The sequence below is a fragment of the Amycolatopsis circi genome (genome assembly GCF_003385235.1).
Classification (GTDB): Bacteria; Actinomycetota; Actinomycetes; order Mycobacteriales; family Pseudonocardiaceae; genus Amycolatopsis; species Amycolatopsis circi.
Genome location: NZ_PQIA01000012.1, coordinates 111,150 through 133,623, shown reverse-complemented (window position 1 = coordinate 133,623; position 22,474 = coordinate 111,150). Strand labels below are relative to the sequence as shown.

General features: G+C 68.0%; 21 protein-coding genes and 1 pseudogene. 10 read left to right on the top strand and 12 right to left on the bottom strand.

The annotated features are described in order from the left end of the window. Positions 1 to 127: 127 nt before the first annotated feature. Positions 128 to 664 (bottom strand): CGNR zinc finger domain-containing protein, encoded by a 537-nt coding sequence (locus D0D37_RS06610; RefSeq protein WP_167493502.1) that lies wholly within the window; start codon positions 662 to 664, stop codon positions 128 to 130. 54 nt (positions 665 to 718) lie between these two features. Here D0D37_RS06610 and D0D37_RS06605 point away from each other — a divergent pair, with 54 nt between their 5' ends. Further along, positions 719 to 1,576 carry an alpha/beta fold hydrolase gene (locus D0D37_RS06605; protein WP_116199614.1) on the top strand — a complete coding sequence of 286 codons (858 nt, stop codon included), beginning with the start codon at positions 719 to 721 and terminating at the stop codon, positions 1,574 to 1,576. Here the strand turns inward: D0D37_RS06605 and D0D37_RS06600 are convergent. After that, a complete protein-coding gene (locus D0D37_RS06600) occupies positions 1,535 to 2,974 on the bottom strand; it encodes an amidase (RefSeq protein ID WP_116199613.1) in 1,440 nt (479 codons plus the stop codon). The genes D0D37_RS06605 and D0D37_RS06600 overlap by 42 nt on opposite strands. A 169-nt stretch (positions 2,975 to 3,143) precedes the next feature. Next, entirely contained in the window at positions 3,144 to 3,404 is a 261-nt protein-coding gene (locus D0D37_RS06595; RefSeq protein WP_116199612.1) for a DUF397 domain-containing protein, read from the bottom strand. Positions 3,405 to 3,882: 478 nt separating this feature from the next. On the opposite strand from D0D37_RS06595, the gene D0D37_RS06585 reads away from it, so the two are divergent. Next, the gene (locus D0D37_RS06585; protein WP_116199610.1) at positions 3,883 to 4,119 is read left to right on the top strand and encodes a hypothetical protein; all 237 of its coding nucleotides are present in this window, start codon (positions 3,883 to 3,885) and stop codon (positions 4,117 to 4,119) included. 143 nt (positions 4,120 to 4,262) lie between these two features. On the opposite strand, the gene D0D37_RS06580 is transcribed toward D0D37_RS06585, so the two are convergent. Then, a complete protein-coding gene (locus tag D0D37_RS06580) occupies positions 4,263 to 4,853 on the bottom strand; it encodes a TetR/AcrR family transcriptional regulator (protein WP_116199609.1) in 591 nt (196 codons plus the stop codon). Positions 4,854 to 4,943: 90 nt separating this feature from the next. On the opposite strand from D0D37_RS06580, the gene D0D37_RS06575 reads away from it, so the two are divergent. Together D0D37_RS06575 and D0D37_RS06570 are read left to right on the top strand one after the other, a co-directional pair. Then, entirely contained in the window at positions 4,944 to 6,137 is a 1,194-nt protein-coding gene (locus tag D0D37_RS06575; RefSeq protein ID WP_116199608.1) for an MFS transporter, read from the top strand. An 18-nt stretch (positions 6,138 to 6,155) separates the two neighbouring features. Beyond that, positions 6,156 to 6,539 carry a nuclear transport factor 2 family protein gene (locus D0D37_RS06570; RefSeq protein WP_162834102.1) on the top strand — a complete coding sequence of 128 codons (384 nt, stop codon included), beginning with the start codon at positions 6,156 to 6,158 and terminating at the stop codon, positions 6,537 to 6,539. Between the two features lie 33 nt (positions 6,540 to 6,572). Here the strand turns inward: D0D37_RS06570 and D0D37_RS06565 are convergent, their stop codons facing one another. Further along, positions 6,573 to 7,421 carry an SAM-dependent methyltransferase gene (locus D0D37_RS06565; RefSeq protein ID WP_162834101.1) on the bottom strand — a complete coding sequence of 283 codons (849 nt, stop codon included), beginning with the start codon at positions 7,419 to 7,421 and terminating at the stop codon, positions 6,573 to 6,575. 120 nt (positions 7,422 to 7,541) lie between these two features. Here D0D37_RS06565 and D0D37_RS06560 point away from each other — a divergent pair, with 120 nt between their 5' ends. Continuing rightward, positions 7,542 to 8,696, top strand: a complete 1,155-nt coding sequence (locus D0D37_RS06560; RefSeq protein WP_167493501.1) for a glycosyltransferase — start codon at positions 7,542 to 7,544, stop codon at positions 8,694 to 8,696. Here D0D37_RS06560 and D0D37_RS06555 read toward each other — a convergent pair. After that, entirely contained in the window at positions 8,656 to 9,510 is an 855-nt protein-coding gene (locus D0D37_RS06555; RefSeq protein ID WP_116199605.1) for a helix-turn-helix domain-containing protein, read from the bottom strand. The two genes, D0D37_RS06560 and D0D37_RS06555, sit on opposite strands and share 41 nt — an antisense overlap. Positions 9,511 to 9,790: 280 nt before the next feature. Between D0D37_RS06555 and D0D37_RS06550 the strand changes: the two genes are divergently transcribed. Further along, a complete protein-coding gene (locus D0D37_RS06550; RefSeq protein WP_116199604.1) occupies positions 9,791 to 10,708 on the top strand; it encodes an MBL fold metallo-hydrolase in 918 nt (305 codons plus the stop codon). Positions 10,709 to 10,794: 86 nt separating this feature from the next. After that, the gene (gndA, locus tag D0D37_RS06545; RefSeq protein ID WP_116199603.1) at positions 10,795 to 12,231 is read left to right on the top strand and encodes an NADP-dependent phosphogluconate dehydrogenase; all 1,437 of its coding nucleotides are present in this window, start codon (positions 10,795 to 10,797) and stop codon (positions 12,229 to 12,231) included. 61 nt (positions 12,232 to 12,292) lie between these two features. Here gndA and D0D37_RS06540 read toward each other — a convergent pair whose 3' ends face one another. The 5 genes and pseudogenes from D0D37_RS06540 to D0D37_RS06515 form a co-directional block, all read right to left on the bottom strand. Then, the gene (locus D0D37_RS06540; protein WP_116199602.1) at positions 12,293 to 13,015 is read right to left on the bottom strand and encodes a Clp protease N-terminal domain-containing protein; all 723 of its coding nucleotides are present in this window, start codon (positions 13,013 to 13,015) and stop codon (positions 12,293 to 12,295) included. A gap of 60 nt (positions 13,016 to 13,075) precedes the next feature. Further along, positions 13,076 to 14,806 (bottom strand): ATP-binding protein, encoded by a 1,731-nt coding sequence (locus D0D37_RS06535; RefSeq protein WP_244223412.1) that lies wholly within the window; start codon positions 14,804 to 14,806, stop codon positions 13,076 to 13,078. A 79-nt stretch (positions 14,807 to 14,885) separates the two neighbouring features. Beyond that, positions 14,886 to 15,864: pseudogene (locus D0D37_RS06530) on the bottom strand (4-hydroxybenzoate 3-monooxygenase). A gap of 12 nt (positions 15,865 to 15,876) precedes the next feature. Further along, on the bottom strand, positions 15,877 to 17,100 hold the full coding sequence (locus D0D37_RS06520) for an NAD(P)/FAD-dependent oxidoreductase (protein ID WP_116199599.1): 1,224 nt from the start codon (positions 17,098 to 17,100) through the stop codon (positions 15,877 to 15,879). A 67-nt stretch (positions 17,101 to 17,167) separates the two neighbouring features. Beyond that, positions 17,168 to 18,247: an erythromycin esterase family protein gene (locus tag D0D37_RS06515; RefSeq protein ID WP_116199598.1), complete on the bottom strand. Its 1,080-nt coding sequence runs from the start codon at positions 18,245 to 18,247 to the stop codon at positions 17,168 to 17,170. Positions 18,248 to 18,335: 88 nt separating this feature from the next. Here D0D37_RS06515 and D0D37_RS06510 point away from each other — a divergent pair, with 88 nt between their 5' ends. Continuing rightward, the gene (locus D0D37_RS06510; protein WP_116199597.1) at positions 18,336 to 19,031 is read left to right on the top strand and encodes a MerR family transcriptional regulator; all 696 of its coding nucleotides are present in this window, start codon (positions 18,336 to 18,338) and stop codon (positions 19,029 to 19,031) included. A 146-nt stretch (positions 19,032 to 19,177) separates the two neighbouring features. On the opposite strand, the gene D0D37_RS06500 is transcribed toward D0D37_RS06510, so the two are convergent. Then, a complete protein-coding gene (locus D0D37_RS06500; RefSeq protein ID WP_116199596.1) occupies positions 19,178 to 20,299 on the bottom strand; it encodes a 5-methyltetrahydropteroyltriglutamate--homocysteine S-methyltransferase in 1,122 nt (373 codons plus the stop codon). Positions 20,300 to 20,373: 74 nt separating this feature from the next. On the opposite strand from D0D37_RS06500, the gene D0D37_RS06495 reads away from it, so the two are divergent. Next, complete coding sequence (locus tag D0D37_RS06495) at positions 20,374 to 21,714, top strand: nucleobase:cation symporter-2 family protein (RefSeq protein ID WP_116199595.1); 1,341 nt, start codon at positions 20,374 to 20,376, stop codon at positions 21,712 to 21,714. Positions 21,715 to 22,069: 355 nt separating this feature from the next. Continuing rightward, the gene (locus D0D37_RS06485; RefSeq protein WP_116199594.1) at positions 22,070 to 22,300 is read left to right on the top strand and encodes a hypothetical protein; all 231 of its coding nucleotides are present in this window, start codon (positions 22,070 to 22,072) and stop codon (positions 22,298 to 22,300) included. The last annotated feature ends 174 nt before the right edge of the window (positions 22,301 to 22,474 follow it).

Sequence of the window (22,474 nt, the reverse complement as noted above, 5' to 3'; positions counted from 1 at the left end):
TCCTTCACCAACAGCCGGACCAGTTTCGGCGCGGCGACGAGTGCCTCGTTGACCAGTCGACACTGCGCATTGCTCCCATGCGAACAGTCGGCAAGCTGAACGTCTGGCTGCGCGAGCACCCGCGGGCTTACCGGTTTTTCGTCCGCCCGTAATGCGCCCGAGCCTTCGCCCGGTTCCCGCAACGGGACATCGAGCACCACTGCCGAGTCCGGCGCGGCGACGTGTCGACAAACCGCAGACCGCAATCGTCCGCCGAGCAGATCCGGATGTCCTCCACACCGGTGGCGAGATCGACCGCGTCCGCGGCCAGCACCGCGAACGCCGTCGCCACCGGATCCGCCGGAGCGGGCACCTCCCGTTGCAGCACACCGTCTTTCACCAGCAGTCGAGCCGGTTTCGGCGCGGCGACGAGCGCGTCGTTGACCAGACGGACATCGGCAGCCAGCGGCTTGGCGGTCAGCAGCCGGTTCACCGCCTCGCGCAGTTCCTTCGCCGACGTCAGCTGGGCGGCGGTCACTCGAAGGCGACCGAACCCGGCCAGCTCAAGCCATTCCGCGAGCGCGTCCGGGCCGGTGAGCAGCTCGATGCCTTCCGGGAGATGCCGGGAGCGCAGCGTGTTCACCAGGTGCAGACACGGCCGTCCGGCGTCGAACACCCAATCCATGCCGCCCATTCTAACCATTGAAACCGGTGAGAACCCGCGCTACCGTCTAACCCCATGAGCCGGTTAGAAGCAGCCATGGCCCAAGTAGCCGACCTGCGCATGCACTACCTCCGCGGCGGGGACGGTCCGCCGCTCTTCCTCCTGCACGGCTGGCCGCAGACGTCGCATTGCTGGCATCGAGTCGCCGAGCCGCTGTCCGAGACGTACACCGTGATCGTCCCTGACCTGCGCGGATACGGGCGCACCGACAAACCGCGCACCGGCTACGACAAGCGCACGATGGCCGCCGACGTCGCGAAACTCGCCGAGCAGCTCGGGTTCGACCGGGTCGCGGTCGCCGGGCACGATCGCGGCGGGCGGGTTGCGCATCGGTGGGCGCTGGATCGTCCGGACCAGGTCGAACGGCTGGCCGTACTGGACATCGCGCCGACGCGGGAGATGTGGCGCCGGCTCGACCGCGACCTCGGGAAGGCTTACTGGCACTGGCTTTTCCACCTGCAGCCAGACCTGCCCGAGCTGCTGGCGGGACAGAACATCGCCGCCTACCTCGGGTATTTCTTCGAGCACTGGACCTTCCAACGCCACGGGCTGGCCGCAGAGGACGTCGCCGAGTACGTGCGCGCCTTCGAGGCACCCGGCGCGCTGCGAGCCGGTTTCGACGACTACCGCGCCTCTTTCCCGGACGACGCCGAACTGGACGACGCTGACTACGCCGCCGGAAAGCGCCTCACCCAGCCGGTACTGGCGATGTGGGGCAAGGCCGGTCTGCTCGGCAGCTTCCCCACGCTCGACATCTGGCGCGACTACGCGGACCACGTAACCGGCATCGGCCTTGAAGACTGCGGACACTTCCTGCCCGAGGAACAACCCTCACAGGTCGTGGCGCATCTGCGGGAATTCCTGGCCAGCTAACGGAATCCGCGCGAACCCAGCGCCCACGGTCTGCTCGATCGCCGCGCCGACGCGGAACGCCGTGTTGTCGTCGTACTTGCCCGCGACCACCTGGACACCGGTCGGCACGCCGTTGCCAGCCCACCCGGACGGCACGGCGAGCACCGGATGCTCACTGCCGACATTGAACGCCGGAGTGAGCGAAGCGTCCGAAAAGTGTTCCAGCGCAACACCGTTGACCATGACCTGCTCGGACAGGTAGTCCTCGCCAGCAGCGAAGGCGGTGGCACCGATGGTCGGCACAATAAGCGCGTCGAACTGGCCGAACACCGCGTCAAGGCGTTCACGGATCGCCGCCTCGATCGCCCGGCCGGTTTCCGCGTCCACAATGTTCTCGACTCCCTTGCGGGCGAAAGCCTGGCAGTACGGGGTGATCACGCCCGGATTCCGCCGGTCCAGCTCCAGGACCTCGGCAGCCAGGCCGGTCCCGAAGTGCGCCCACAGAGCCTGTTTGACCATGTCGAGCGTCCAGTCGATCTCAATCTCAGTCACCACCGCACCCGCGGACGCCAGCGACTGCCCGACCGCGCGGGTGTTGGCGGCGATCTCCAGATCCACTGGGAAGTCGCCGGGCACCGGGCAGCACGCGACGCGGAGCCCGCGCACGTCACCCAGCTCGATAGGAGCCGAAGGGAGCCGCGAGTGCGGATCACGCGGGTCCTCGCCCGCCATGACGTTCTGCAGGAGCGCGCAATCGGCGACAGTCCGGGCCATCGGGCCGTGGTGGTAATAGGTGTCCAATCCGGCAGGCGGCAAGACCGGATTGCGGCCGTGCGGCGGCTTGAATCCCACGACGCCGGTGAACGAGGCAGGCGCGCGGAGCGACCCGCCGATGTCCGACCCGGTGGCGAGAAAGGCGGTCCCCGCCGCCAGCGCCGCGCCTGAACCGCCGGACGAGCCGCCCGCCGCGGTCTGGAGGTTCCACGGATTACGAGTGATCCCCCAGCGCCGCGTGTGGGACAGCGGCATGCAGCAGAACTCGGACGTCGTCGTGCGAGCGTGCAGGATCCCACCGGCCGCCTGGATCCGGTCGAGCCCGATCGCGGTCTCCCGCGCCAGCCGAGGCGGACGGAGAAGGGTGCCGTCGGTGACTGGGTGCCCGGTCAGCGGCTGTTCTTCCTTGGCGGCGATTGGCAGTCCTTCAAGCGGCCTCGGCCGAGCACCAGGTGCGTACTGCTTCTCCGCGACTGCCGCCGCCCGCAACGCCTGCTCGAACATCTGCTCGGCGAATGCGTTGACGTCCGGCTCGACCCGCTCCGCCCGTTCCACGACCGCGCGCATCAGCTCGACAGGTGACAGCTCCCGGGTCCGGAAGAGCCGCAGGGCTTCGACGGCGGAGAGGTAGTGGAGTGGGGTCATCGCGCGCTCCGTGGAGTCGGGCCGCTCAACCTACTCAGCCGGCGACCCTCGCCAAGCCGACATTCATCCCACAACCCCCGGCACCCACGGTGACCAGAGCCAATCCACACTCCACCCGATCGAGTGACTGTTTGCGAATCGTTCCCCGGCGACTTATCGCCGTGGTGGACTAGTCGCTCGGCGGCAGGTCGAACTGGCCGGCCTTGACCGCGACGAGGAAGGCGTCCCACTCGCCGCGGTCGAAAACCAGCACCGGGCTCGCCGAGAGCTTCGTGTCGCGCACGCCGATCAGGCCGGGACGGGAGAGGTTGACCTCGACACAGTTTCCGCCGTTGGGTTCGCTGGCGAACGACTTCGCCCAGGCCGCGGCCGCGAACAGCGACTCTGCCGTGTCCGGGTCGTAATCCTGGGGCGACGGATAATCCGCCATGGGTCGTCCACCTCCGAGCCTTGTGCAGGGCGTGCGGTCTGGTGCACGTCCCCGGCTTCTTTGCGTCACTACGGAGCAAACCGCAGGGCCAAGCGGGTGATCAACTCGACCCGATCTCGACATGAAGATTATTCCAGGAGTAGGATTAATCGCAGCGATCGGGGCGTCAGTGGTGGGTGAATGGCTTGCGACATTCAGCCCAACACCGGCAGCACCGGCCCGGGCACCCGGCCCGGGCGGCGGAACAGCCGCGAGATATCGGGAGGAGTGCGGATGCCAGCCGACCCGTTCGGACCGGCAAGCCAATCCGCCGGCCTCGCCGGAATCGGCGCTGGTCCAGGTGCTGTGACGACCCTGCGGAGACGCCGCAACGAAGCGGTTTCCCTCGTGCTCGGCGTTGACCCGCCGAGCGCATACCCCGATCTGGCCGGCGCCGACCCGCGCCGGTTCCCGTTATCCGAACTGGGGGTGTGATCCCATGGCCGTACGGCTCACCACGCTTTTCCGCCGTGAGGACGAACACACTCGCGGCCGGCGTGGGATCAATCACGAATTGCGCAACCGGTTCGGGTTCAGCCTGATCCAGGCCCCGCTGCGCAACCCGATGGTTGTGGACACCGAGATCGAAGTACCTGCTCCGCGCCAAGCGGACACCGTCCACGCCACCCGCCACCGTCGCGAGACACGAGTACCGATTCTCCACGGGCTCGGCTGAGCCGCCGCAGTCCGCTTCGTCCACGCTCCCCGGAATGCCTTGCCCGGGGAGCGTTTTCGTGTCCGGGGAGCCTCGACCGCGCCGAATGGCCGAGACCACGATTCCCGGTCTAGACCACTCCGGAGGTCTGGACCAAGCGCCGGTCAGTCCGAGGACGCGGGCCGGTCGCGACGCTCCCCGGCCATCGCCCGGACCGCCGCCGAAACCTGGGCGCCGAGCCGGTCCAGCGAATAGTCCTCGCCCAGCACCATGCGGCGCAGCTGCGGCATCGACAGGCTCCAGCCGACCAACCCCATGGTGAAGAACAGCAACGCCTTCGGATCGTCGCCGCCGCCAGCGAGCGCGGTTTCCGCGGCCGCCACCTTGTCCAGGTAATGCCGAGTCCGGGTCGCTTCCTCCGGGACCGGCTCGTCGCCCATCTCCAGCGCTTCCCACAGCAGCAACCGCAGTGCCTCGGGATGGGCGCGGTGGTACTCGAACAACGCCCCCGCGTACGCGCCGAGGTCCGCGTCGTCCGCGGGTGGGACGGCTTCGGCAAGCTCAGTCATCAGCCGCTCCAAGACTGCCGCGAACAACGCCTTCTTGTCGCCGAAGTAGTCGTAGATCGCCCGCTTGTTGGCTTCGGCGGCCGCCGCGATGCGGTCGACCCTGGCGCCGGCCACCCCGTACGCGGCGAATTCGGCCGACGCGGCGGCGAGGATGCGGTCCTTGGTCGCGGCGGAGTCGTATGCCATGCGTCAAGGGTAACGAACCAGTTCGTTTGACAGCCTCGGACGCAGTCTCCTAACATTCGAACTAACTAGTTCGATCGGTTTGGAGGCAAGATGACTACGGCGGAAAGCCCGCCCCGCGCCCGGCCGCTGTTGTTCGGCGCGATGGCGGTGTGCAGCGGCGCGACCGTCGCGAACGTGTACCTGGCGCAGCCGTTGCTCACGCTGTTCGCGAGCGAGTTCGGCGGCGCGGCCTCCTCGGCGGGGCTGGTGGTGACCTGCGCGCAGTTTGGCTACGCGGCGGGGATCCTGTTCCTGGTGCCGCTCGGCGACGTGCGCCGCCGGCGGCCGCTGTTGACCGCGCTGCTCGCTGCGACGGTCGTCGCGCTGCTGCTCGCGGCGGTCGCGCCGAGCCTGTCGATGGTGGCGGCGGCCGCGGCGCTCGTCGGCGGGTTCACGGTGATCCCGCAGGTATTGGTGCCGCTGGCGGCGGAATTGGCCCCGCCGGAGAAGCGGGCTTCGGTGGTCGCCGGAGTCCAGATCGGATTGATGACCGGGATCATCGGATCTCGGGTGATCGGCGGCGCGGTCGGCGAAGCGGCCGGCTGGCGTGCGGTGTATCTGCTCGCGGCCGTGCTGACCGCGGCGTCCGGGCTGGTGACCATCGCGCTGGTGCCGCGTGAGCCCGCTCGGGCGAACGCCATCGGATACGGGCAGTTGCTGGCGTCGCTGCCTCGATTGCTGCGCAGCGAACCCGCGCTGCGCCAGTCCTGTCTGCTGCACGCGAGCCTGTTCGGCGCCTACAACGCCACCTGGACCTCGCTGGTCCTGGTGCTCACCCACGATCCGTACCGCTTCAGCACCGCGACCGCCGGATTGTTCGGCCTGCTGGGATTGGCGGGCGCGTTCGCCGCACCGTGGGCGGGCCGGTACATCGACCGGCGCGGCGCGTTGCCGATCGTCACCGCGGCTCTGGTGCTGGCGTTGGGTTCGGCAGGCGCCTACGCGCTCGGCCAGGTCTGGCTTGCGTTCCTAGTCGCAGCGATCATCGCGGTCAATATCGCCGTGCAATGGAGTCAGATCGCCAACCAAGCCCGCATTTTCGCCCGGCTCCCCGACGCGCGCAGCCGCGCCAACACCGTCTACATGGTCGCGGTTTTCCTCAGCGGTGCGCTCTGCGCGGCGCTGGCCGCGGCGTGCTACGGCGCGTTCGGCTGGCTTGGAGTCTGTGCGCTGCAAGGGATCCTCGCCGTGGCAGGCCTCGCGGTCCTGCCCGCCGCGCGCCGTTACGACCGTAATTTCGCCTGAATGTCAAGGAGAATGCTCATGCTCGCAATGCCCCTCGCTGTCACACAATTCTTCACCGCGTCCCAATCCGGCGACGCGGACGCCTGGGCCGACGCGTTCGCCGCCGACGGCGTCTTCCACGACCCGGTCGGCGAACCGCCGATCGTCGGCCGCGCCGCGATTCGCGAGTTCATCGCGTCGGTGCTGCCGAACTTCAGCCCGTTCCTCGGCCTCACGCCGCGCGAGGTGCACGCGGTCGGCAGATCGGTCGCCGTTTCCTGGAGCGGCGCGGCCGTCACCGGCAACGGGGTTCCGGTCAACTGGTCCGGCATCAACGTCTACGACCTCGACGAGGACGGGCTGATCAGCGAGGCCCGCGCCTACTTCAACCGGGCGATCTTCCAAGCCCAGCTCGCCGGATGACGCACCGGGCCGGGGCCGGGAGGCTCCGGCCCGTCAGGGCTTGCGGCCCAGAGCGCAAATCCCGCCGCTGAACGAAGGGTCGTTCGCCATCCGGTCGCCCGCACTCGATTCGCCCGCCTCCGGATGCCAGTCCGACACCCACGAGATGCCCGGCTCCACCAGCTCCAGCCCGGAGAAGAACTCCGCGAACTCCGCCCGCGAGCGGAAGTGGAACGGCGTGCTCGACTTCTGGTACTGCTTGTGGATCTTGTCGCGGCTCTCGCCGTCGTTCGTCGGCACGCCGTCGTCGGTCAGGTGCGAGGACAGGAAGTACGAGCCGGAGGGCAGGAGCGACAAGTACTTCCGCACGATCTCCAGCGCCGGCTCGTCGCGGCCGACGAAGTACAACACCCCGACCATGATCAGCCCGATCGGGCGCTTCGGGTCGAGTACCCCGGTGTCGAGCGCGCGCGGCCAGACGTCGGCCGGGTTGCGCAGGTCGCCCTGCAGGACCGCGTGCCGGTCGGCGACGCCGTCTCGTTCCAGCAGGATCTGCGAATGCGCGACGGCCACCGGCTCGTTGTCGACGTAGACACAGCGCGCGTTCGGGTTCACCGACGTCGCGATCTCGTGCACGTTGCCGACCGTGGGCACGCCCGAGCCGATGTCGAGGAACTGGTCGATGCCCTGTTCGGCCATGTACCGCACGCCGCGGCCGAGGAACTCGCGACCGGCCCTGGCGATGGTCTTGATCATCGGAAAGGTCTGGACCGCCTTTTCGCCGAACTCGCGGTCGATGGCCCAGTTGGCGGTGCCGCCGAGGAACCAGTCGTAAATCCGCGCCGCGTTCGGCCGATCGAGGTCGACGCCCTCCGGGGCTTCCGGATCCGGTGCCTGAGTCATCAGCTTCCCCTTCCGTGCGGGTACCAGTGTGCCCACTCGCCGCGCCCGCGCGCCGCCGCCCCCGGCAACCGCCCGAAAATGCCACGACTCAGGTACGTCCGGGCGACTACGTTGCGGTGGATGCGCATCCTTTTCTCGTTTGTCGGCGGCCGCGGCCACTTCGATCCGATGGCACCGGTCGCGCGGGCGCTCCTCGCGCGCGGACATACCGTAGCGGTCGCGGGCGGCGGTTCGCACGTACCCGCGCTGGCCAAAGCCGGGTTCACGACCTTCGCGGTCAACGAACCGCGCGAGGCCGGGGTGACGCGACAGCCGATGCCGCCGGTCGATCCGGCGCGCGACGACTGGGAAATCAGCGAACTGTTCGCCCGCCGCGCGACTCAGGAACACGTGCCGGTGCTGCTGGAGATCGCCCGGGAATGGAAGCCGGACCTGATCGTCCGGGACGAAGTGGACTTCTCCGGCGCGATCGCCGCCGAGGTGCTGGGCCTGCCGTGCGCCACCGTCCTGGTGCTCGCCGCGGGAACGTTGCTGCGCAAGGAACTCCTCGCCGAACCGCTCGCCGAAGCCCGCGCCGCGCACGGCCTGCCGGACGATCCGCAGCTCGAAATGCTGACCCGCGGGCAGGTGCTTTCCCCGATCCCGCCGTCCTTTCGCGACCCCAGTTCGCCGCTGCCGCCCGGCACTTTCTCGTTCCGCCAACGAGATCCGGTCGCGCCCCGGCAGCCCGCCGAGAAGCCGCACGTGTACTTCACCCTCGGCACCAACTTCAACCTCGAATCCGGCGACCTCATCGAGCGCACGCTCGCCGGGCTAGGCCAACTGGACGCAGACGTGACCGCCACCGTCGGCACCCAGATCGACCCCACCGAGTTCGGACCGCAGCCGGCGCACGTCCGCGTGGAACGGTTCGTGCCGCAAGCCGAACTGTTGCCGCGCCTCGATTTGATGATCTCGCACGCCGGATCCGGCAGCGTGATCGGCGCGCTCTCGCACGGCCTGCCGTCGCTGCTTTTCCCGATGGGCGCCGACCAGCCCGGCAACGCCCGGCGCTGCGCCGCGCTGAACGTCGGCCACGCACTCGACCCGGAAACGTCCACTCCGGACGAAATCTGCCAAGCCGCCGCGAAAGTGCTCGACGATCCCAGTTATCGAGAGGCCGCGCAGCGCGTGCAAGCAGAGATCAATGCCTTGCCTGGCGCCGAGGAAACCGTGCCCGTGCTCGAAGCGCTGGTCACATCATCTGCGAGCGGTAGCTTTCCGCCAGCTCCTTGAGGAACTGCCGCGTCTCGCCCCGCTCCAAAGCAGCGCCGCGCAACCGGTCCCATGAGTCGACGAAGATGTTGAAGTCCTTCACGTCGTCGAGGTACAGGCCGCCCGCGGAGTGTTCGATGTAGACGAAGTCGCGCGTGCGGTCCGGGAACCGCATGATCGTGAAGTCGTTGGGCACCGCGGCGAGCTTCGCGCTGAACGGCAGCACATGCACGTACACGCGGGGGTGCCGATCGAGCGCGAGCAGATGCTCCACCTGGTCCAGCATCACCGCGGGCGCGGACCCGCCGGGCGCGCGGCGCAGGGCACCCTCGCTGATGATGAACCGGTAATACGGCGGCTGCTGCTGGTCGAACACCGCCTTGCGGTCGAGCCGGTTGCGCACGAGCGACGTGACGTCGGTGGCTCCCGCCTCGGTGAACTGCTTGAGCATGTAGTGCTCGGACTGCAGCGGCCCCGGGACGCGCTCGCCGTGCCAGGTGAGGATCTCCGCGGCGGCGGGCTCGAGGTCGGTGAAGGTGCGGAACCAGTGCGGCACCACCGACCGGTAGCCCGACCAATGGCCGCGCTGCCCGGCCGCGGCCCGGGCCAGGTTCATCAGAGTGTCGGCTTCTTCGCCGTTGATCCCGAACGCGTTCAGCATGGTCCGCACATCTCCGAGCTTGACCCCCACCGCACCGGACTCGATCTTGTTGACCTTGCCCTGGGTGCAGCCGAGTACCTCGGCGACTTGCTGCTGCGTCATCTTCGCGGCGTTTCGAGCATGCCGGAGCTCGTTGCCGAGCTGCTTGCGGCGCGAGGTGACGGTGCTCGCCATCTCCCCTTGCTCTCCTGGACCACTATGCCGACGGACGCTCCGCCGGACCGCGAACTACGAACCCCAGGCCACTGCGACCCAACGGAGTTCGATGATGACACCCGGCAGCGTTTCAGGAAATGCACGAGAACGCCAGTCACCCCGCATGTCACCCTGGCGGAGCAGTGGATTCCGGGCGCCGCGGACATCCCGGCTACTCCATTCGGACTAAGAGGAGACTTCCGGGCACAGCTGCGCCACGGAGTCCCCACGCCGACCGCCCGGACGGCATAGTGTCGGCGTGATCGATCGATCCCCCGGCGCGGCGAGCGTCAAACAGCTGGCAGACGGCGCATTCGGCTACGTCCAGCCCGACGGTTCCTGGTTCATCAACAACTGCGGCTTCGTAGCCGCCGACGGGCACGCTGTGCTTATCGACACATGCGCGACCGAACGGCGTACGCGTGCCCTGCTTTCGGCCGTAGGCGACACCGTCGGCCCGGTCACGACGCTCGTCAACACGCATCACCATGGCGACCACACCAACGGCAACTACCTGGTCGGCGGCGCCACCGTCGTCGGCCACCGCAAGACCCGCGAGACGCTGCTGGCCGACGGGATCCAGCGGTACGAGGGCGTCTTCACCGACAGCGATTGGGGCAAGCTCGAACTGCGCGTGCCGGACCTCGTCTTCGACGACACGGTCACCCTCTACGCCGGACAGACCCAGATCGACCTCATCCACCCCGGGCACGCCGCGCACACCACCAACGACGTCCTGGCCTGGCTGCCCGAGCAGCGCTTGCTCTACGCCGGCGACCTGGTGTTCAACGGCGGCAGCCCGTTCGCGCTGATGGGTTCGGTGGCGGGCTGGCGAGCCGCGCTGAACGTGATCCGCGAACTCGACCCGGCGGTCATCCTGCCCGGGCACGGCCCGGCGTGCGGGCTCGAAGCAGTGGACGTCGTCGACGACTACCTGGAGTTCGTCCAGCGCACGGCGGAAACCGGCAAGGCAGCCGGACGCTCGCCGCTGGAACAGGCGAAGGAGACCGACCTCGGCCGGTTCGCCGAATTGACCGAACAGGAGCGCCTCGCCGGGAACCTGCACCGGGCGTACGCCGAACTCGACGGCGAAGGGTGGGGTGCGCCACTCGATCTGGTGGCTCCGCTGAAGGACATGCTGGCCTGGAACGGGGGCCCGATCCGCTGCTTCTCGTGAGTGTTAATGCCGGTTAGAACCGGCGCCGCCACTCACGAGGGGTGACTAGGCTCGGAATCCGGCAGAGGTTTTCGGAAAGGTTTCGGATGAGCAAGAAGGCGAGCATCGGGGTTACCGGCCTCGCGGTCATGGGCCGCAACCTGGCGCGGAACCTGGCCCGGCACGGGCATACGGTCGCCCTGCACAACCGCTCCGAGGAGCGCACGCGCTCGCTCGTCGAGCAGTTCGGCGACGAAGGCGACTTCATCCCGGCGTACTCCGCGCAGGAGTTCGTCGACGCGCTGGAGCGGCCGCGGCAGATCGTGATCATGGTGAAGGCGGGCGGCCCGACCGACGCCGTCATCGAGGAGTTCGCGCCGCTGCTGGAGCCAGGCGACGTGATCGTGGACGCGGGCAACGCGCACTTCGCGGACACCCGCCGCCGCGAGCAGGCGCTGCGCGAACGCGGCCTGCACTTCGTCGGCACCGGCGTGTCCGGCGGCGAGGAAGGCGCGCTGCACGGGCCGAGCATCATGCCCGGCGGCTCCAAGGAGTCTTACGAGTCGCTCGGCCCGCTGTTCGAGGACATCTCGGCGAAGGTCGACGGCGAACCGTGCTGCACGCACGTCGGCGCGGACGGTGCCGGGCATTTCGTCAAAATGGTGCACAACGGCATCGAGTACGCCGACATGCAGCTGATCGCGGAGTCGTTCGACCTGCTGCGCGGCGCGGCGGGCTACTCCCCGGCGGAGATCGCCGACGTCTTCGGCACCTGGAACACCGGGCGGCTCGACTCGTACTTGATCGAGATCACCGCACAGGTGCTCAAGCACGTCGACGGCGGGTCCGGCAAGCCGTTCGTCGACGTGGTCGAGGACGCGGCGGAGCAGAAGGGCACCGGCCGCTGGACCGTGCAGATCGGGCTCGACCTCGGGGTGCCGATCAGCGGCATCGCGGAAGCGGTCTTCGCGCGGTCGCTGTCCGGGTCCACGGAGTTGCGTTCGGCCGCGCGCGGCCTGGGCGGTCCGACCCGCACGCCGCTCACCGGGTCCGCGCTGGAGACCTTCGCGGACGACGTCGAGCAGGCGCTGTACGCGTCGAAGGTGGTCGCGTACGCCCAGGGCTTCAACCAGATCCAGGCCGGTGCCGCGGAGTACGGCTGGGACATCGACCTTGGCCGCGTCGCCTCGATCTGGCGCGGCGGCTGCATCATCCGGGCGAAGTTCCTCAACGACATCACGTCCGCCTACGCCGCCGAGCCGGGCCTCCCGACGCTGCTCACGTCCGGCGGCTTCCGGAAGGCAGTCGAGGACGCGCAGGACTCGTGGCGTTCGGTGATCTCGACGGCGGTCCGCCTGGGCATCCCGACGCCCGGCTTCTCGACCGCCCTGGCGTACTACGACGGCCTGCGCGCGGACCGGCTCCCGGCCGCGCTCGTGCAGGGACAGCGCGATTTCTTCGGCGCGCACACCTACCGGCGAGTGGACCGTCCCGGCTCGTTCCACACCCTGTGGGCCGGGGATCTATCCGAGGTCGAAGCCTGAGTTGCCGGTCCGTGAAGGACTCCTTGAGGGAATCTGATTCCCTCAAGGAGTCCTTCACGGCTCACTGATTGAGCGTGCCCAGGATTTCCGCGAGGAATTCCTTGATCTTCGTTTCGGCCCGTTCCTTGTCGACCCCCAGTGCGGCAAGGACTTCGTACCCCGCACCCTCGCCCTGTTCCAGCAGAGCCAGCAGGATGTGCTCAGTGCCGATGTAGTTGTGCCCGAGCCGCAGCCCTTCGCGCAGGGTCAGTTCGAGGGTCTTCTTGCCCGCCGGAGCGAACGGCACCTTCTCGGGAGCCTCGTCGAGCGGTTCCGGCAGCTTCGCCTCCGCGGCTTCCTTCACCGCTTCCAACGTCACCCCTTGGGCGACGATCGCGCCCGCGGCCAGCGCGGCGGGTTCGGACAGCAGGCCGAGGAGCAGGTGAACGGTGTCGATCCCCGGGCTCTTGCTGTCGATGGCCGCCTTCTGCGCCGCGACGATGACATGCCGAGCCCGGTCGGTGTAGCGGCCGAACATCCGCTGTATCCCGCCGGATGGATCGTCGCCCTTCGGAACGAATCTCTTCTGGGCGGCTTGTTTGGACACGCCCATGCTGGACCCGATGTCAGTCCAGGATGCCCCGCTGCGGCGGGCCTGGTCGACGAAATGGCCGATCAGGTGGTCGGCCACTTCACCGAGATGCTGGCCGACGTACACGGCGTCGGTGAGCTGGGCGAGGGCGTCTTTGTCGTTGTTGGCCTTGATGGCGCTGATGAGGTCGTCGAGTTTCACTGAGTCGGTCATGGCGTCAACTGTAGGTTGACGATCGGGTTGCGTCAACCTTAGGTTGACCAGGTGTATGGACTATTCGCCGAGCATGGCCTTGCCCGTGCGCCGGTAGCGAGCGTTCGGGCTCCGCGGGGACTCGCCGATCAACTCGACCAGTTCCTCGTCTCGCAGAACGCGCAACCATCGGGACACCGTCTTGTCCGGCATGTCCAGCAGCGCCGCCAGTTCGGCCCGGGTCAGTTCGGCAGCGCCTAAGGCGTCCAGCACCTCGCGCCGCCGGTCTCGCCTGCCGCTCGACCGAAGACCGGCACCGACCGAAGCGACGAGTTCGTAGCGTGCCCACCTTCGGCTTCCGGTCTGTCGCAACAGGCCACGCGCCACCAGATCGCCGAGTTCGGCAGTCGCGCGCCGCGAGTCCACCCCGGTCGCGCTGCGGTAGGAATGGTTGTCCAGAACGTCTCCGGCTTTGCTCATGGCCAGCCCGAGACACTGGCTGTCGGTGAGCCCGTATTCCCCGAGCCCTCGAATCCAGGCGACGACGTCGTCGCTGATCAATGCGTGATTGGGAAACTCGACCCGGAAAAAGGAGATCTTGTCGACGAATCGCGGCGGACTCAAGGAGGCGTCCCGCAACGCCATGAGCATCGTGCGAATACCCGAACCACGGTTCTCGCACACAGTGCGCGCCGTGCCCGGCAGCGGCACGTCCTCGAGGAGCTTGAGCAAAGTGGCGTTCCGCGCCGAAGAAACACCTTCCTCCCCCAAGGTTTCTTCGGTAACCGGCCCGTAGAGGCCGCCGGGATTTCGGATGACCAGCCGATCCGGGTACATCTCGATCTGCACCTGCGTGCCACGAGATTCTGGCGAATAATCGCGATGCGCCAACGCATTGACCACAGCCTCCCGCAGCGCTGGTTCCGGGTATTCCCAGCTGTCTATGCGTCCGGCACCGCGCACTGTCGCCCGGCGTGACATGTTCGCCCTAAGCACAGCCAGTGCGTCCCGGACCATCGTAGGGATCGATCCCTCCAGCACCCGGTTGTCAAGGAATCTGTCTCCGGTACGGAGATCCGCCCCCTCCGACGTCGGGTAATGAACGAAGGAAATCATCAGCTGCGGGAAGAAGTGCTGCGGATAGCGTCCGAGCGCCAGCAATCCGGCGACTGTGACCCGAGCCCCGACGAGAACTTTGACCCTGCGCAGAACATCCTCTCGCGAAAGGTCCGCGAACGCGTAGGGCCGCTGCTGCTGAAGCCGCGCGACGAACGTCGAGACGAGTTCGGAGTCCAAGTCGGCAAGACTTGCTTCAGGAACCGTTTCCTCATCGTCTCGTGGCTGCCCCCGGTTGGCGACCATGAGGTGGACCTCGTAACCGCTGAGGCGCCGGTCCCCGTCGCCGACCCGGACGTAGCTGCCCTGCGCCATTCCGAGCCGCTTGGCGAAACAAGGCCTGGTGCGGCTGTCGAGGGCGGGGACCTCGGCGACGACGAGGTCCCCGCCCTCGAAACGGTGCACCCTGATCAAGGGCCGCAGCGGCGGCTCCATCTCGTCGGCGCAGACCGCGGACAGGTCAGCAGTCATTTTCGCCGGGTCGCGCACGCCGTTCGCGCTGAACCCCGAGGTCTCGTCGAGCCCTAGAATCAGCACTCCACCACGCGTATTGGCGAACGCGGAGACCGTGTCCCGAACCGATTTAGGCAGGCGATCCTCAGCGCGTTTGGCTTCGACGTCGGCATCATCACCACCGAGCCGACGGAGGTTGCCGACAATCTCCGCCAGCTCCTCGTCCAGCATCCCTGCCCCCATTGACCTCTACTTGCTCACTTACATGCTCACTTTAACTTAAGTGAGCATGTAAGTGAGCAAGTAGCCCGCCCCGGCGCGTTCAGGCGAACGGCAACCCCACGTAGTTCTCCGCCAAACTCGTCGCCGCCGCCCTCGACGAAGCCGTGTACCTCAGCTGCGACAGCTGCAGCCTCCGGGCAAAAGCGTCCGCCCCCGGGTCCACGTGCAGCATCGTCGTCATAACCACGAGAAGTGCTCCGCCCGCCACACCCGGCGCAGGCAAGTGTCCGAATAGGACTCCGCCAGCGACGAACCCCCCTGCAGCAACGCGACCAAAGCCCGCGACAGCACCACGACGTCCGCGACAGCCAGGTTCATTTCCTTGGCCCCAGTGGGCGGCACGATGTGCGCCGCATCCCCGGCCAGGAACAACCGGCCGTGGCACATGGGTTCCGTGACGAAGCTCCGCATCGGCGTGATGCCCTTGTCCAGGATCGGCCCCTCCTGCAGGGAGAACTCCCCATCGACCGCCAGCCGGGTCGACAGTTCCGTCCAGATCCGGTCATCCGACCAGGCCGCCAGGTTCTCCACCGGATCAACCTGCAGATACAGCCGCGTGACGTCCGGGGAACGCATGCTGTGCAAGGCAAAACCCCGCGGATGATGGGTGTAGATCAGCTCCTCGTGCGAAGGCGGTGTCTGCGCCAGCACCCCGAGCCAAGAGGAATCCCGGTAGCGCACAACCGGGCGCGAAGTGTCCACTGAGGACAGTGAAACTTCCGAAACCGCAAAGTGCAGCGGCAGATCCGCGTCCTCGCGCACGTCCACGAGGTCCTTCACGATCTCCTGCTGCCCGTACACCGTGATCGCCTTGCCGGTCAGCTCAGTGAGCGCGAGGCGGTGGTCAGCCCGTCGAACCGAAGCGAGAAACCCTCGTGCGGCAAGCCTTCCGCCGCCAACCGACCGCCGAGGCCGATCTCCGTAAGCAGGTCGACCGTCGGTTCCCCCGCCTGGTGCAGCAAATACGACAGCAGCAACCCGGCCGGGCCAGCACCGATCACGGCGACCTGCGTGCGCAACGAAACCTCCGATCAAGCTGCGGTGCGCGACTTCAGGTGTGCTTTCAGGTCGAACGAGCTGGCTTCCAGATCCGCGTACGCCGGATGCGGTTCAGCGGCGAACAGCCGGCGCGCGGCGATGTGGTCCGGCGCGCGGTTGACCGATTCGACGGCGATCAGCACGTCGTCGCGGAAGGACAGCACGGAGAACTTCCCGGCGTCCCGATCACCGGTGACCACGGTCCGGTCAGCGGCCCCGAGGATGCCCGCGATCTGCAGTTTCGCGCCGGTCTGGTCGGTCCAGAACCACGGCAGGCTGTCGTACCGCGCCGGTTCCCCGGCGATCGCCGCGGCCACCGATCGCGCCTGGTCAACGGCGTTCTGCACGGATTCCAGCCTGGTCGCGGCACCGGCCTGCACGCACGGGAAGCACGCGCAGTCGCCGATCGCGAAGATCTTCGGGTCCTCGGTGCGCAGGTGCTCGTCCACGACGACGCCGTTGCGCACCTCAAGCCCGGCCGCCTCGGCCAACGCCGTCTCCGGCAGCACGCCGACCGCGACAACCACGAGATCCGCGGGCAGCCGTCGTCCGTCGGAGAGTTCGACAGACTCCACGTGGCCAGACCCGTGCAGCGAAGTCACGCCGACGCCCAGCAACAGTGTGTGCCCAGCCGTCCGGTGGTGTTCGGCGAAAAACTCCGAGATCTCCGGCGACGCGACTCGCGCCAGCAACCGGTCCTGCGCCTCCACCACGGTGACCGGACGGCCGGCGTGCGCGGCGAACTCCAGCCCGATGAACCCGCCGCCGATCACCACGACGTCGCCCGCCGCGTCCAGCGAAGCCCGCAGCCGGTCGGCGTCCGCGCGCGTGCGCAGCGTCAGGACGCCTTCGAGGTCGGCACCGGGCACCGGCAGCGCCCGGTTGCGCGCGCCGGTGGCGAGCACCAAATGGTCGTAACCCAGCTCCGTACCGTCCTCGAGCCGGACCTTCACCGCGTCCCGGTCGATCTCGGCGACCCTGCCGCGGACCAGCTCGATGTCCTTCTCGGCGAAGTAATCCTCGGGCCGCAGCACCAGCTGCTCGACGCCCGCGCTGCCCGCCAGATACGCCTTCGACAGCGGCGGCCGCTGATACGGCACCCCCGGCTCGTCGCCGACGAGAACCACACGGCCGGCGAACCCCTTGTCGCGCAAGGACGCCGCGGCTTGAAACCCGCTTTGCCCACTGCCGACAACGAGAACGGTCTCGGTGCTCATCTCGCTCCTCCCGACATCTCGGGCTCCATCTGAGCACACCTCAGCCAAGATCGTCGAGGAGCAGCCGTCACGCCCGGTGCAGGAACGCGATCGCATCCGCCGCTTCGACCGCGTCGAACGGGAGATACGCGCGTCCGTCGCCGGTCCGGGCAGGCAAACCGGGGTCGATTCCGGCGGTTTCGACCAGTTCACGGTCTTGAACCGTCGCCGCGAGATACGCCTGCAGCGTCCCCGACGCAGGCTCCCCTACCGCATCGGACGAGCCGAAATCGGTGGCAATGAACACATACCGGTCACCAAGCCGATCAGCGACCTGCGCGCCCGCGCTCCACCACTGCGCACCCATCATCGAGGCCGCGCGCCGCTGCAGGTGCTGGTTGTGCGCGGAGACGAAGGTGTCCGGCAGCGCGAGCAGGTTGTCCGCCATCATCGCGTCGCGCTGCGCCCCGAGCCGGCCCAGCCGTTCCGGCGAGGTGTCGGCCATTAGCGAGTGGTAGCGACAGAGCCCGACCGCGGTCCGGGCGAGCAGGTCGCCGCCGTCAGGCAACGCCGGCCGGGCCCGTTCGAATTGGCCAGCGAGATCGTCGGCGACCAACCGCAGCTCACGTGCGTCCGGACTGTCCCCTTTGGACTTCGCCCCGTCCCACATCGCTGCTTCGTCCGCCCACGCCACGTCGTCGCCCGCCAGGCGCTCGATGGTCGCGACGTCGTGCGGCACGTCGGCGAGATGCTTAGTCAGGAAGCCGTGCAGCTCAGTGAGCACCGCGCGCGGGCTGGGTGCGCTGGCCATCTCCAGCGGAGCGTCGAAGCCGTGGAAATGGACCTGGTCCTCAGGCTTGCGGCCAGCGTTGTGGTCGCGCAGCCACTCGACGAGCGCGCGGTTCGACGGGAACGCTCCGAAGCCGTGGCTGAACCCGGTGGCCAGCACCTTATCGAGGTCGCCTTCGCCGGTGGTCACGTAGCGGTCGACCAGGCGTCCGGCCAGGCAATCGCTCTCCAGCGCGATCGACCGATAGCCGTGTTCGAGGACGAGGTGCTGGAAGATTTCGTTGCGGAACAACGGGAACGCCTCAGTCCAGTGCGTGGGCTCGCCCAGACCGAGCAGAGTCGGACGGCGGTCGGTCAGGAAGTCGTCGAAGGTCTTCATTGCTTCGACCGTATCGTTGAACTCTCCATTGGCACTTCTTCGCAAATTACCTGGTTGAATGGCGGTGAACCCTCAAACCGGAGGTGACATGCGTCCGAAAGACCTCGCCCGCGAGCACGGCTTGTCGACCCAGGCCGTCCGCAACTACGAGGAGGACGGCATCCTTCCGCCCGCCGAGCGCGGACCGCAGGGCTACCGGACGTACACCGAACGCCACGCACAAGCGTTGCGCGCCTTCCTCGCCCTGCGCCCCGGCTTCGGCCACGCCCGCGCGGCAGCGATCCTGCGCGCGGTCAACGAGCGTTCGGAAGACACCGCGTTCCAGCTGATCGACGAGGGCCACGCCGAACTGCTGCGCGACCGCGGCACCCTCACCGAAGTCGAGCACGCGCTGCGAAACCTGACGCAGGAACCGGCCGTCCGCCAGACCGTGCCGTCGATCGGCGCGCTCGCGCACCAGCTGGCCGTGCACCCCGCCACGCTGCGCAAATGGGAGGCCGCCGGGATCCTCCAGCCGGAGCGAGACCGAGCCGGAAACCGCCGCTACCCACCGGCGGCAGTCCGCGACGCCCGCCTCGCCCACCAGTTACGCCGCGGCGGCTACCCGCTCGCTCGGATCGCGTCGGTACTGGAGCAGGTCCGGCACGCGGGCGGGGTCGCGCCGCTGGAAGAAGCCTTGCGCACCTGGCGTTTCCGGCTCACCACCCGGGCGCACGCGATGCTGGACGGGGCGGCTCAGTTGTCGCGCTACCTCGCCGCGGACCCACCCGGCCAACTGCCGTGAGGGGAACCCTGAGGGACTCTGATTCCCTCAGGGTTCCCCTCACGGACCGCGTCACTCCGGCAACAGCGGCCGCATCCATTCGGCGGCGAAGCGTTCGAAATCCGCGATCTTCTCCGGGTCGATCACGTAGTCGACAACGCAGGTGATCACGAACGGCCCCAGACCCGCTCCGCCGTCGAAACGATCAGCTCCAGCTTCCGCATCTGCTCAGCAGCGGTCAGGTCGTTTCCCTCCTCAGTGGACGAAAACCCGCACTGCGGCGACAAGCACAGCTGGTCCACGTCCACATACCGCGACGCTTCCTCGATCCGCCGCACCAGCGCGTCCGGATCTTCCAGCTCCGGCCGTTTGCTGGTGACCAGCCCGAGCACGACCCGCTTTCCCTTCGGCACGAACCGCAACGGCTCGAAACCTCCGGAGCGTTCGTCGTCGTACTCCAGGAAGAATCCGTCCACCGCCAGCTCGCCGAACAGCGCTTCGGCAACGAACTCGTAGCTCCCGGAAGCCACCCACGACGAGCGGAAGTTGCCGCGGCACAGGTGCGTCGTCACGGTCAGGTCGTCCGGTTTCCCGGCGAGCGCGGCGTTGATCGTCGAGATGTTGCGCAGGTGCATGGTGTCCGGGTCGCTGCCCATGCGCGCGACGAGTTCGCGCTGCTTCGGGTCGTTGAGATACGCCAGGCTGGTGTCGTCCAGCTGCAGATACGTGCAGCCCAGCGCACTCATCGCGCGCAACTGCTCCGCGTACGCCGCGCTGAGGTCGGTGAAGAACTCGTCCATCTCCGGGTACACGGTCTCGCTCACCGCCGCCCGGCCGCCGCGGTAATAGACCATGCTCGGCGACGGGATGGTCAGCTTCGGCGTGATGCCCGGGTCGGTGTGCGCCTTCAGGAACTCGAAGTGGTCGGCGAAGATCGGCTCGTCGAGCCGCACCTTGCCGTCGACCTGCAGGCCCGGCGGGCTGAACTCCAGGTCACCGGCCAGATTGTGGAATTTCACGTGCAGCCGCTCGTCGCTGCGCGAGACGCCGCCGAGCGCGTAGATGAAGTCCATGTGCCAGGAGGACCGGCGGAACTCGCCGTCGGTCGCCGATTCCAGACCGGCCGCCTTCTGCATCTTCACGACGTCGCGGATCGCGTCGTCCTCGACGGCTCGCAGCTGTTCGGCGGAGATCTCCCCCGCCGCGTGGTCGCGCCGCGCCTCGCGCAGCACCGCCGGCCGCAGCAGGCTCCCTACCTGATCGGCACGGAACGGAGGTCGTGCAGTCATGTCTGGCATGGTCACACACAAACCGGCGGTATGTGCAGCCATAATCCGGCGGGACCACACAGAAGGAGCCGCTCATGACCAAAGCCGCGCACCCGGTCGACCGGGGCCTTCCCGCCGGACGGCTGCTTCTTCTCGGACTGCAGCACATGGCGATCATGTACACCGGCTGCATCGCCGTGCCGCTGGTCATCGGCAGCGCGCTGCACCTGGACGACGCGTCGATCGCGCTGCTGGTGAACGCCGACCTGTTCGTCGCCGGACTGGCCACTTTGGTCCAGTCGGTCGGCATCGGACGGCTGTTCGGCGTCCGGCTGCCGGTCGTCGCGGGCGCGACGTTCACCGTGGTCAACCCGATGATCCTGATCGCCGCGCAGTACGGCATCACCGCGGTGTACGGCGCGATGATCGCGTCCGGTGTCTTCGGCCTGCTGATCGCCCGCCCGTTCGCCGCGCTGATCCGGTTCTTCCCGCCGCTCGTGTCCGGCACGCTGCTGCTGGTCATCGGCATCTCGCTGCTCGGCCCCGGCACGGCGATGATCGGCGGGCACGACACCGGCGACCCGTCCTACGGCGATCCGGCGAACCTCGGCCTGGCGTTCGGCGTGATCGCGCTGGTGGTGCTGTTCACCCGGGTGCTGCGCGGGTTCCTCGGCCAGATCGGGCCGCTGGTCGCGCTGGTCGCCGGTGTGCTGATCGCGATCCCGCTCGGCCGCACGCACTTCTCCGGCGTCGGCGACGCGAGCTGGTTCGGGCTGGCCTCGCCGTTCCACTTCGGAGCGCCGACGTTCCCGGTCGCCGCGGTCGTGTCGATGTGCGTGGTGATGCTGGTGTCCTTCACCGAAACCACCGCCGACCTGATCGCGGTCGGCGAGATCACCGGCCGCCCGGTCACTCCGTCCGACCTCTCCCGCGGCCTCGCGACCGACGGCCTGTCAGCGATCTTCGGCGGCTTCATGAACTCCTTCCCGGACACCGCGTTCGCCCAGAACGTCGGCCTGGTGCAGATGACCGGCGTGCGCAGCCGCTGGGTGGTCGCGACGACCGGCGGCATGCTCGTGGTGATGGGCCTGGTGCCGAAGATCGGCGCGTTCATCGCCGCGATCCCGGAACCGGTGGTCGGCGGCGTCGCGGTGGTGATGTTCGCGATGGTCGGAGTGGTCGGCGTGCAGACGCTCAAGAAGGTCGATTTCTCCGGCAACCACAACGCTTTCGTCGTCTCCGTGGCTCTCGGAGTCGGCCTGCTGCCCGCTTTTGGGCTCGACCGGTTCGGCAACTCGGTGTTCTTCCAGCACTTCCCCGCCTGGCTGCGGACGATCTGCGGCAGCCCGATCACCGTCGCCGCGGTACTGGCCTTCGTGCTGAACCTGCTGTTCAACCACCTTGGCCGGAAGCGGGAGGAAGACCTGCTGCCGTAAGCAGCCGATCCGCGAGCTTTACCCCGATCCCCGGTTCGATCGGCCTGCTCAGCAACACCCGCAGGTACAGCCCACTGCTCGACATCGCAGCGCAACCACCCGGTGTCCGGCACCGGCGACGTAAGGCTCAACCGCGCGACCGCAGCGTCAAGCAGCACGCTCGCGCAACTGCCCCAACGACGGTAAACACTGGTCGGATTCACCCCCGCCCGCTCCGCGATCTGCGGGATCCCAGCAGTCGTCTCCCCCTCCGCGAGCGGCTCAATTGGCCTTAAGGGGCGAGGTCACCGTGCTCACCTCGCCCGGCGCCCGGAAACGAAACTGATCGAAGCCGCCGGCCGCTTTCGCGCTGTGCGTGCAGGACCCGAAAACCATCCGCTACGCGACAGCGGAAGGCCCCGTCACCGGCATCCGCGCAGTCACCGAGGAAGACCGTCTCACGATGGCGCGCCGATCCCTGCCCGAGGAAGCGGCGATCACCTACGTCAAGGCCGCTGCGCTACAGGCCGACAACATCGTGCTCTCGATGCGCCCGGAGCGCTGGAACACCGCGGACTTCAGCAACCTCACCGACGAACTCTCCTGACCCACCCCTCCGATCGGCTCCGTTCCCCTCCGCCGGAGGCGACCAGAACCCCTTGCCCCACAACCCTTTCCCCGGTACCGCCGTTCGGCCGCAGCCCCCGATCATGCCCCGTTACCCTAGTCTGTCCGCCCGTTCGGGCACTCCTTTCCTGGCCCTATCCGACCCAGCAGCAAG

Coding starts and splice junctions, on each gene's coding strand:
- D0D37_RS06610 (WP_167493502.1), bottom strand. CDS start 664: ATGGATTGGGTGTTCGACGCCGGACGGCCGTGTCTGCACCTGGTGAAC.
- D0D37_RS06605 (WP_116199614.1), top strand. CDS start 719: ATGAGCCGGTTAGAAGCAGCCATGGCCCAAGTAGCCGACCTGCGCATG.
- D0D37_RS06600 (WP_116199613.1), bottom strand. CDS start 2,974: ATGACCCCACTCCACTACCTCTCCGCCGTCGAAGCCCTGCGGCTCTTC.
- D0D37_RS06595 (WP_116199612.1), bottom strand. CDS start 3,404: ATGGCGGATTATCCGTCGCCCCAGGATTACGACCCGGACACGGCAGAG.
- D0D37_RS06585 (WP_116199610.1), top strand. CDS start 3,883: ATGGCCGTACGGCTCACCACGCTTTTCCGCCGTGAGGACGAACACACT.
- D0D37_RS06580 (WP_116199609.1), bottom strand. CDS start 4,853: ATGGCATACGACTCCGCCGCGACCAAGGACCGCATCCTCGCCGCCGCG.
- D0D37_RS06575 (WP_116199608.1), top strand. CDS start 4,944: ATGACTACGGCGGAAAGCCCGCCCCGCGCCCGGCCGCTGTTGTTCGGC.
- D0D37_RS06570 (WP_162834102.1), top strand. CDS start 6,156: ATGCTCGCAATGCCCCTCGCTGTCACACAATTCTTCACCGCGTCCCAA.
- D0D37_RS06565 (WP_162834101.1), bottom strand. CDS start 7,421: ATGACTCAGGCACCGGATCCGGAAGCCCCGGAGGGCGTCGACCTCGAT.
- D0D37_RS06560 (WP_167493501.1), top strand. CDS start 7,542: ATGCGCATCCTTTTCTCGTTTGTCGGCGGCCGCGGCCACTTCGATCCG.
- D0D37_RS06555 (WP_116199605.1), bottom strand. CDS start 9,510: ATGGCGAGCACCGTCACCTCGCGCCGCAAGCAGCTCGGCAACGAGCTC.
- gndA (WP_116199603.1), top strand. CDS start 10,795: ATGAGCAAGAAGGCGAGCATCGGGGTTACCGGCCTCGCGGTCATGGGC.
- D0D37_RS06540 (WP_116199602.1), bottom strand. CDS start 13,015: ATGACCGACTCAGTGAAACTCGACGACCTCATCAGCGCCATCAAGGCC.
- D0D37_RS06535 (WP_244223412.1), bottom strand. CDS start 14,806: ATGGGGGCAGGGATGCTGGACGAGGAGCTGGCGGAGATTGTCGGCAAC.
- D0D37_RS06520 (WP_116199599.1), bottom strand. CDS start 17,100: ATGAGCACCGAGACCGTTCTCGTTGTCGGCAGTGGGCAAAGCGGGTTT.
- D0D37_RS06515 (WP_116199598.1), bottom strand. CDS start 18,247: ATGAAGACCTTCGACGACTTCCTGACCGACCGCCGTCCGACTCTGCTC.
- D0D37_RS06510 (WP_116199597.1), top strand. CDS start 18,336: ATGCGTCCGAAAGACCTCGCCCGCGAGCACGGCTTGTCGACCCAGGCC.
- D0D37_RS06500 (WP_116199596.1), bottom strand. CDS start 20,299: ATGACTGCACGACCTCCGTTCCGTGCCGATCAGGTAGGGAGCCTGCTG.
- D0D37_RS06495 (WP_116199595.1), top strand. CDS start 20,374: ATGACCAAAGCCGCGCACCCGGTCGACCGGGGCCTTCCCGCCGGACGG.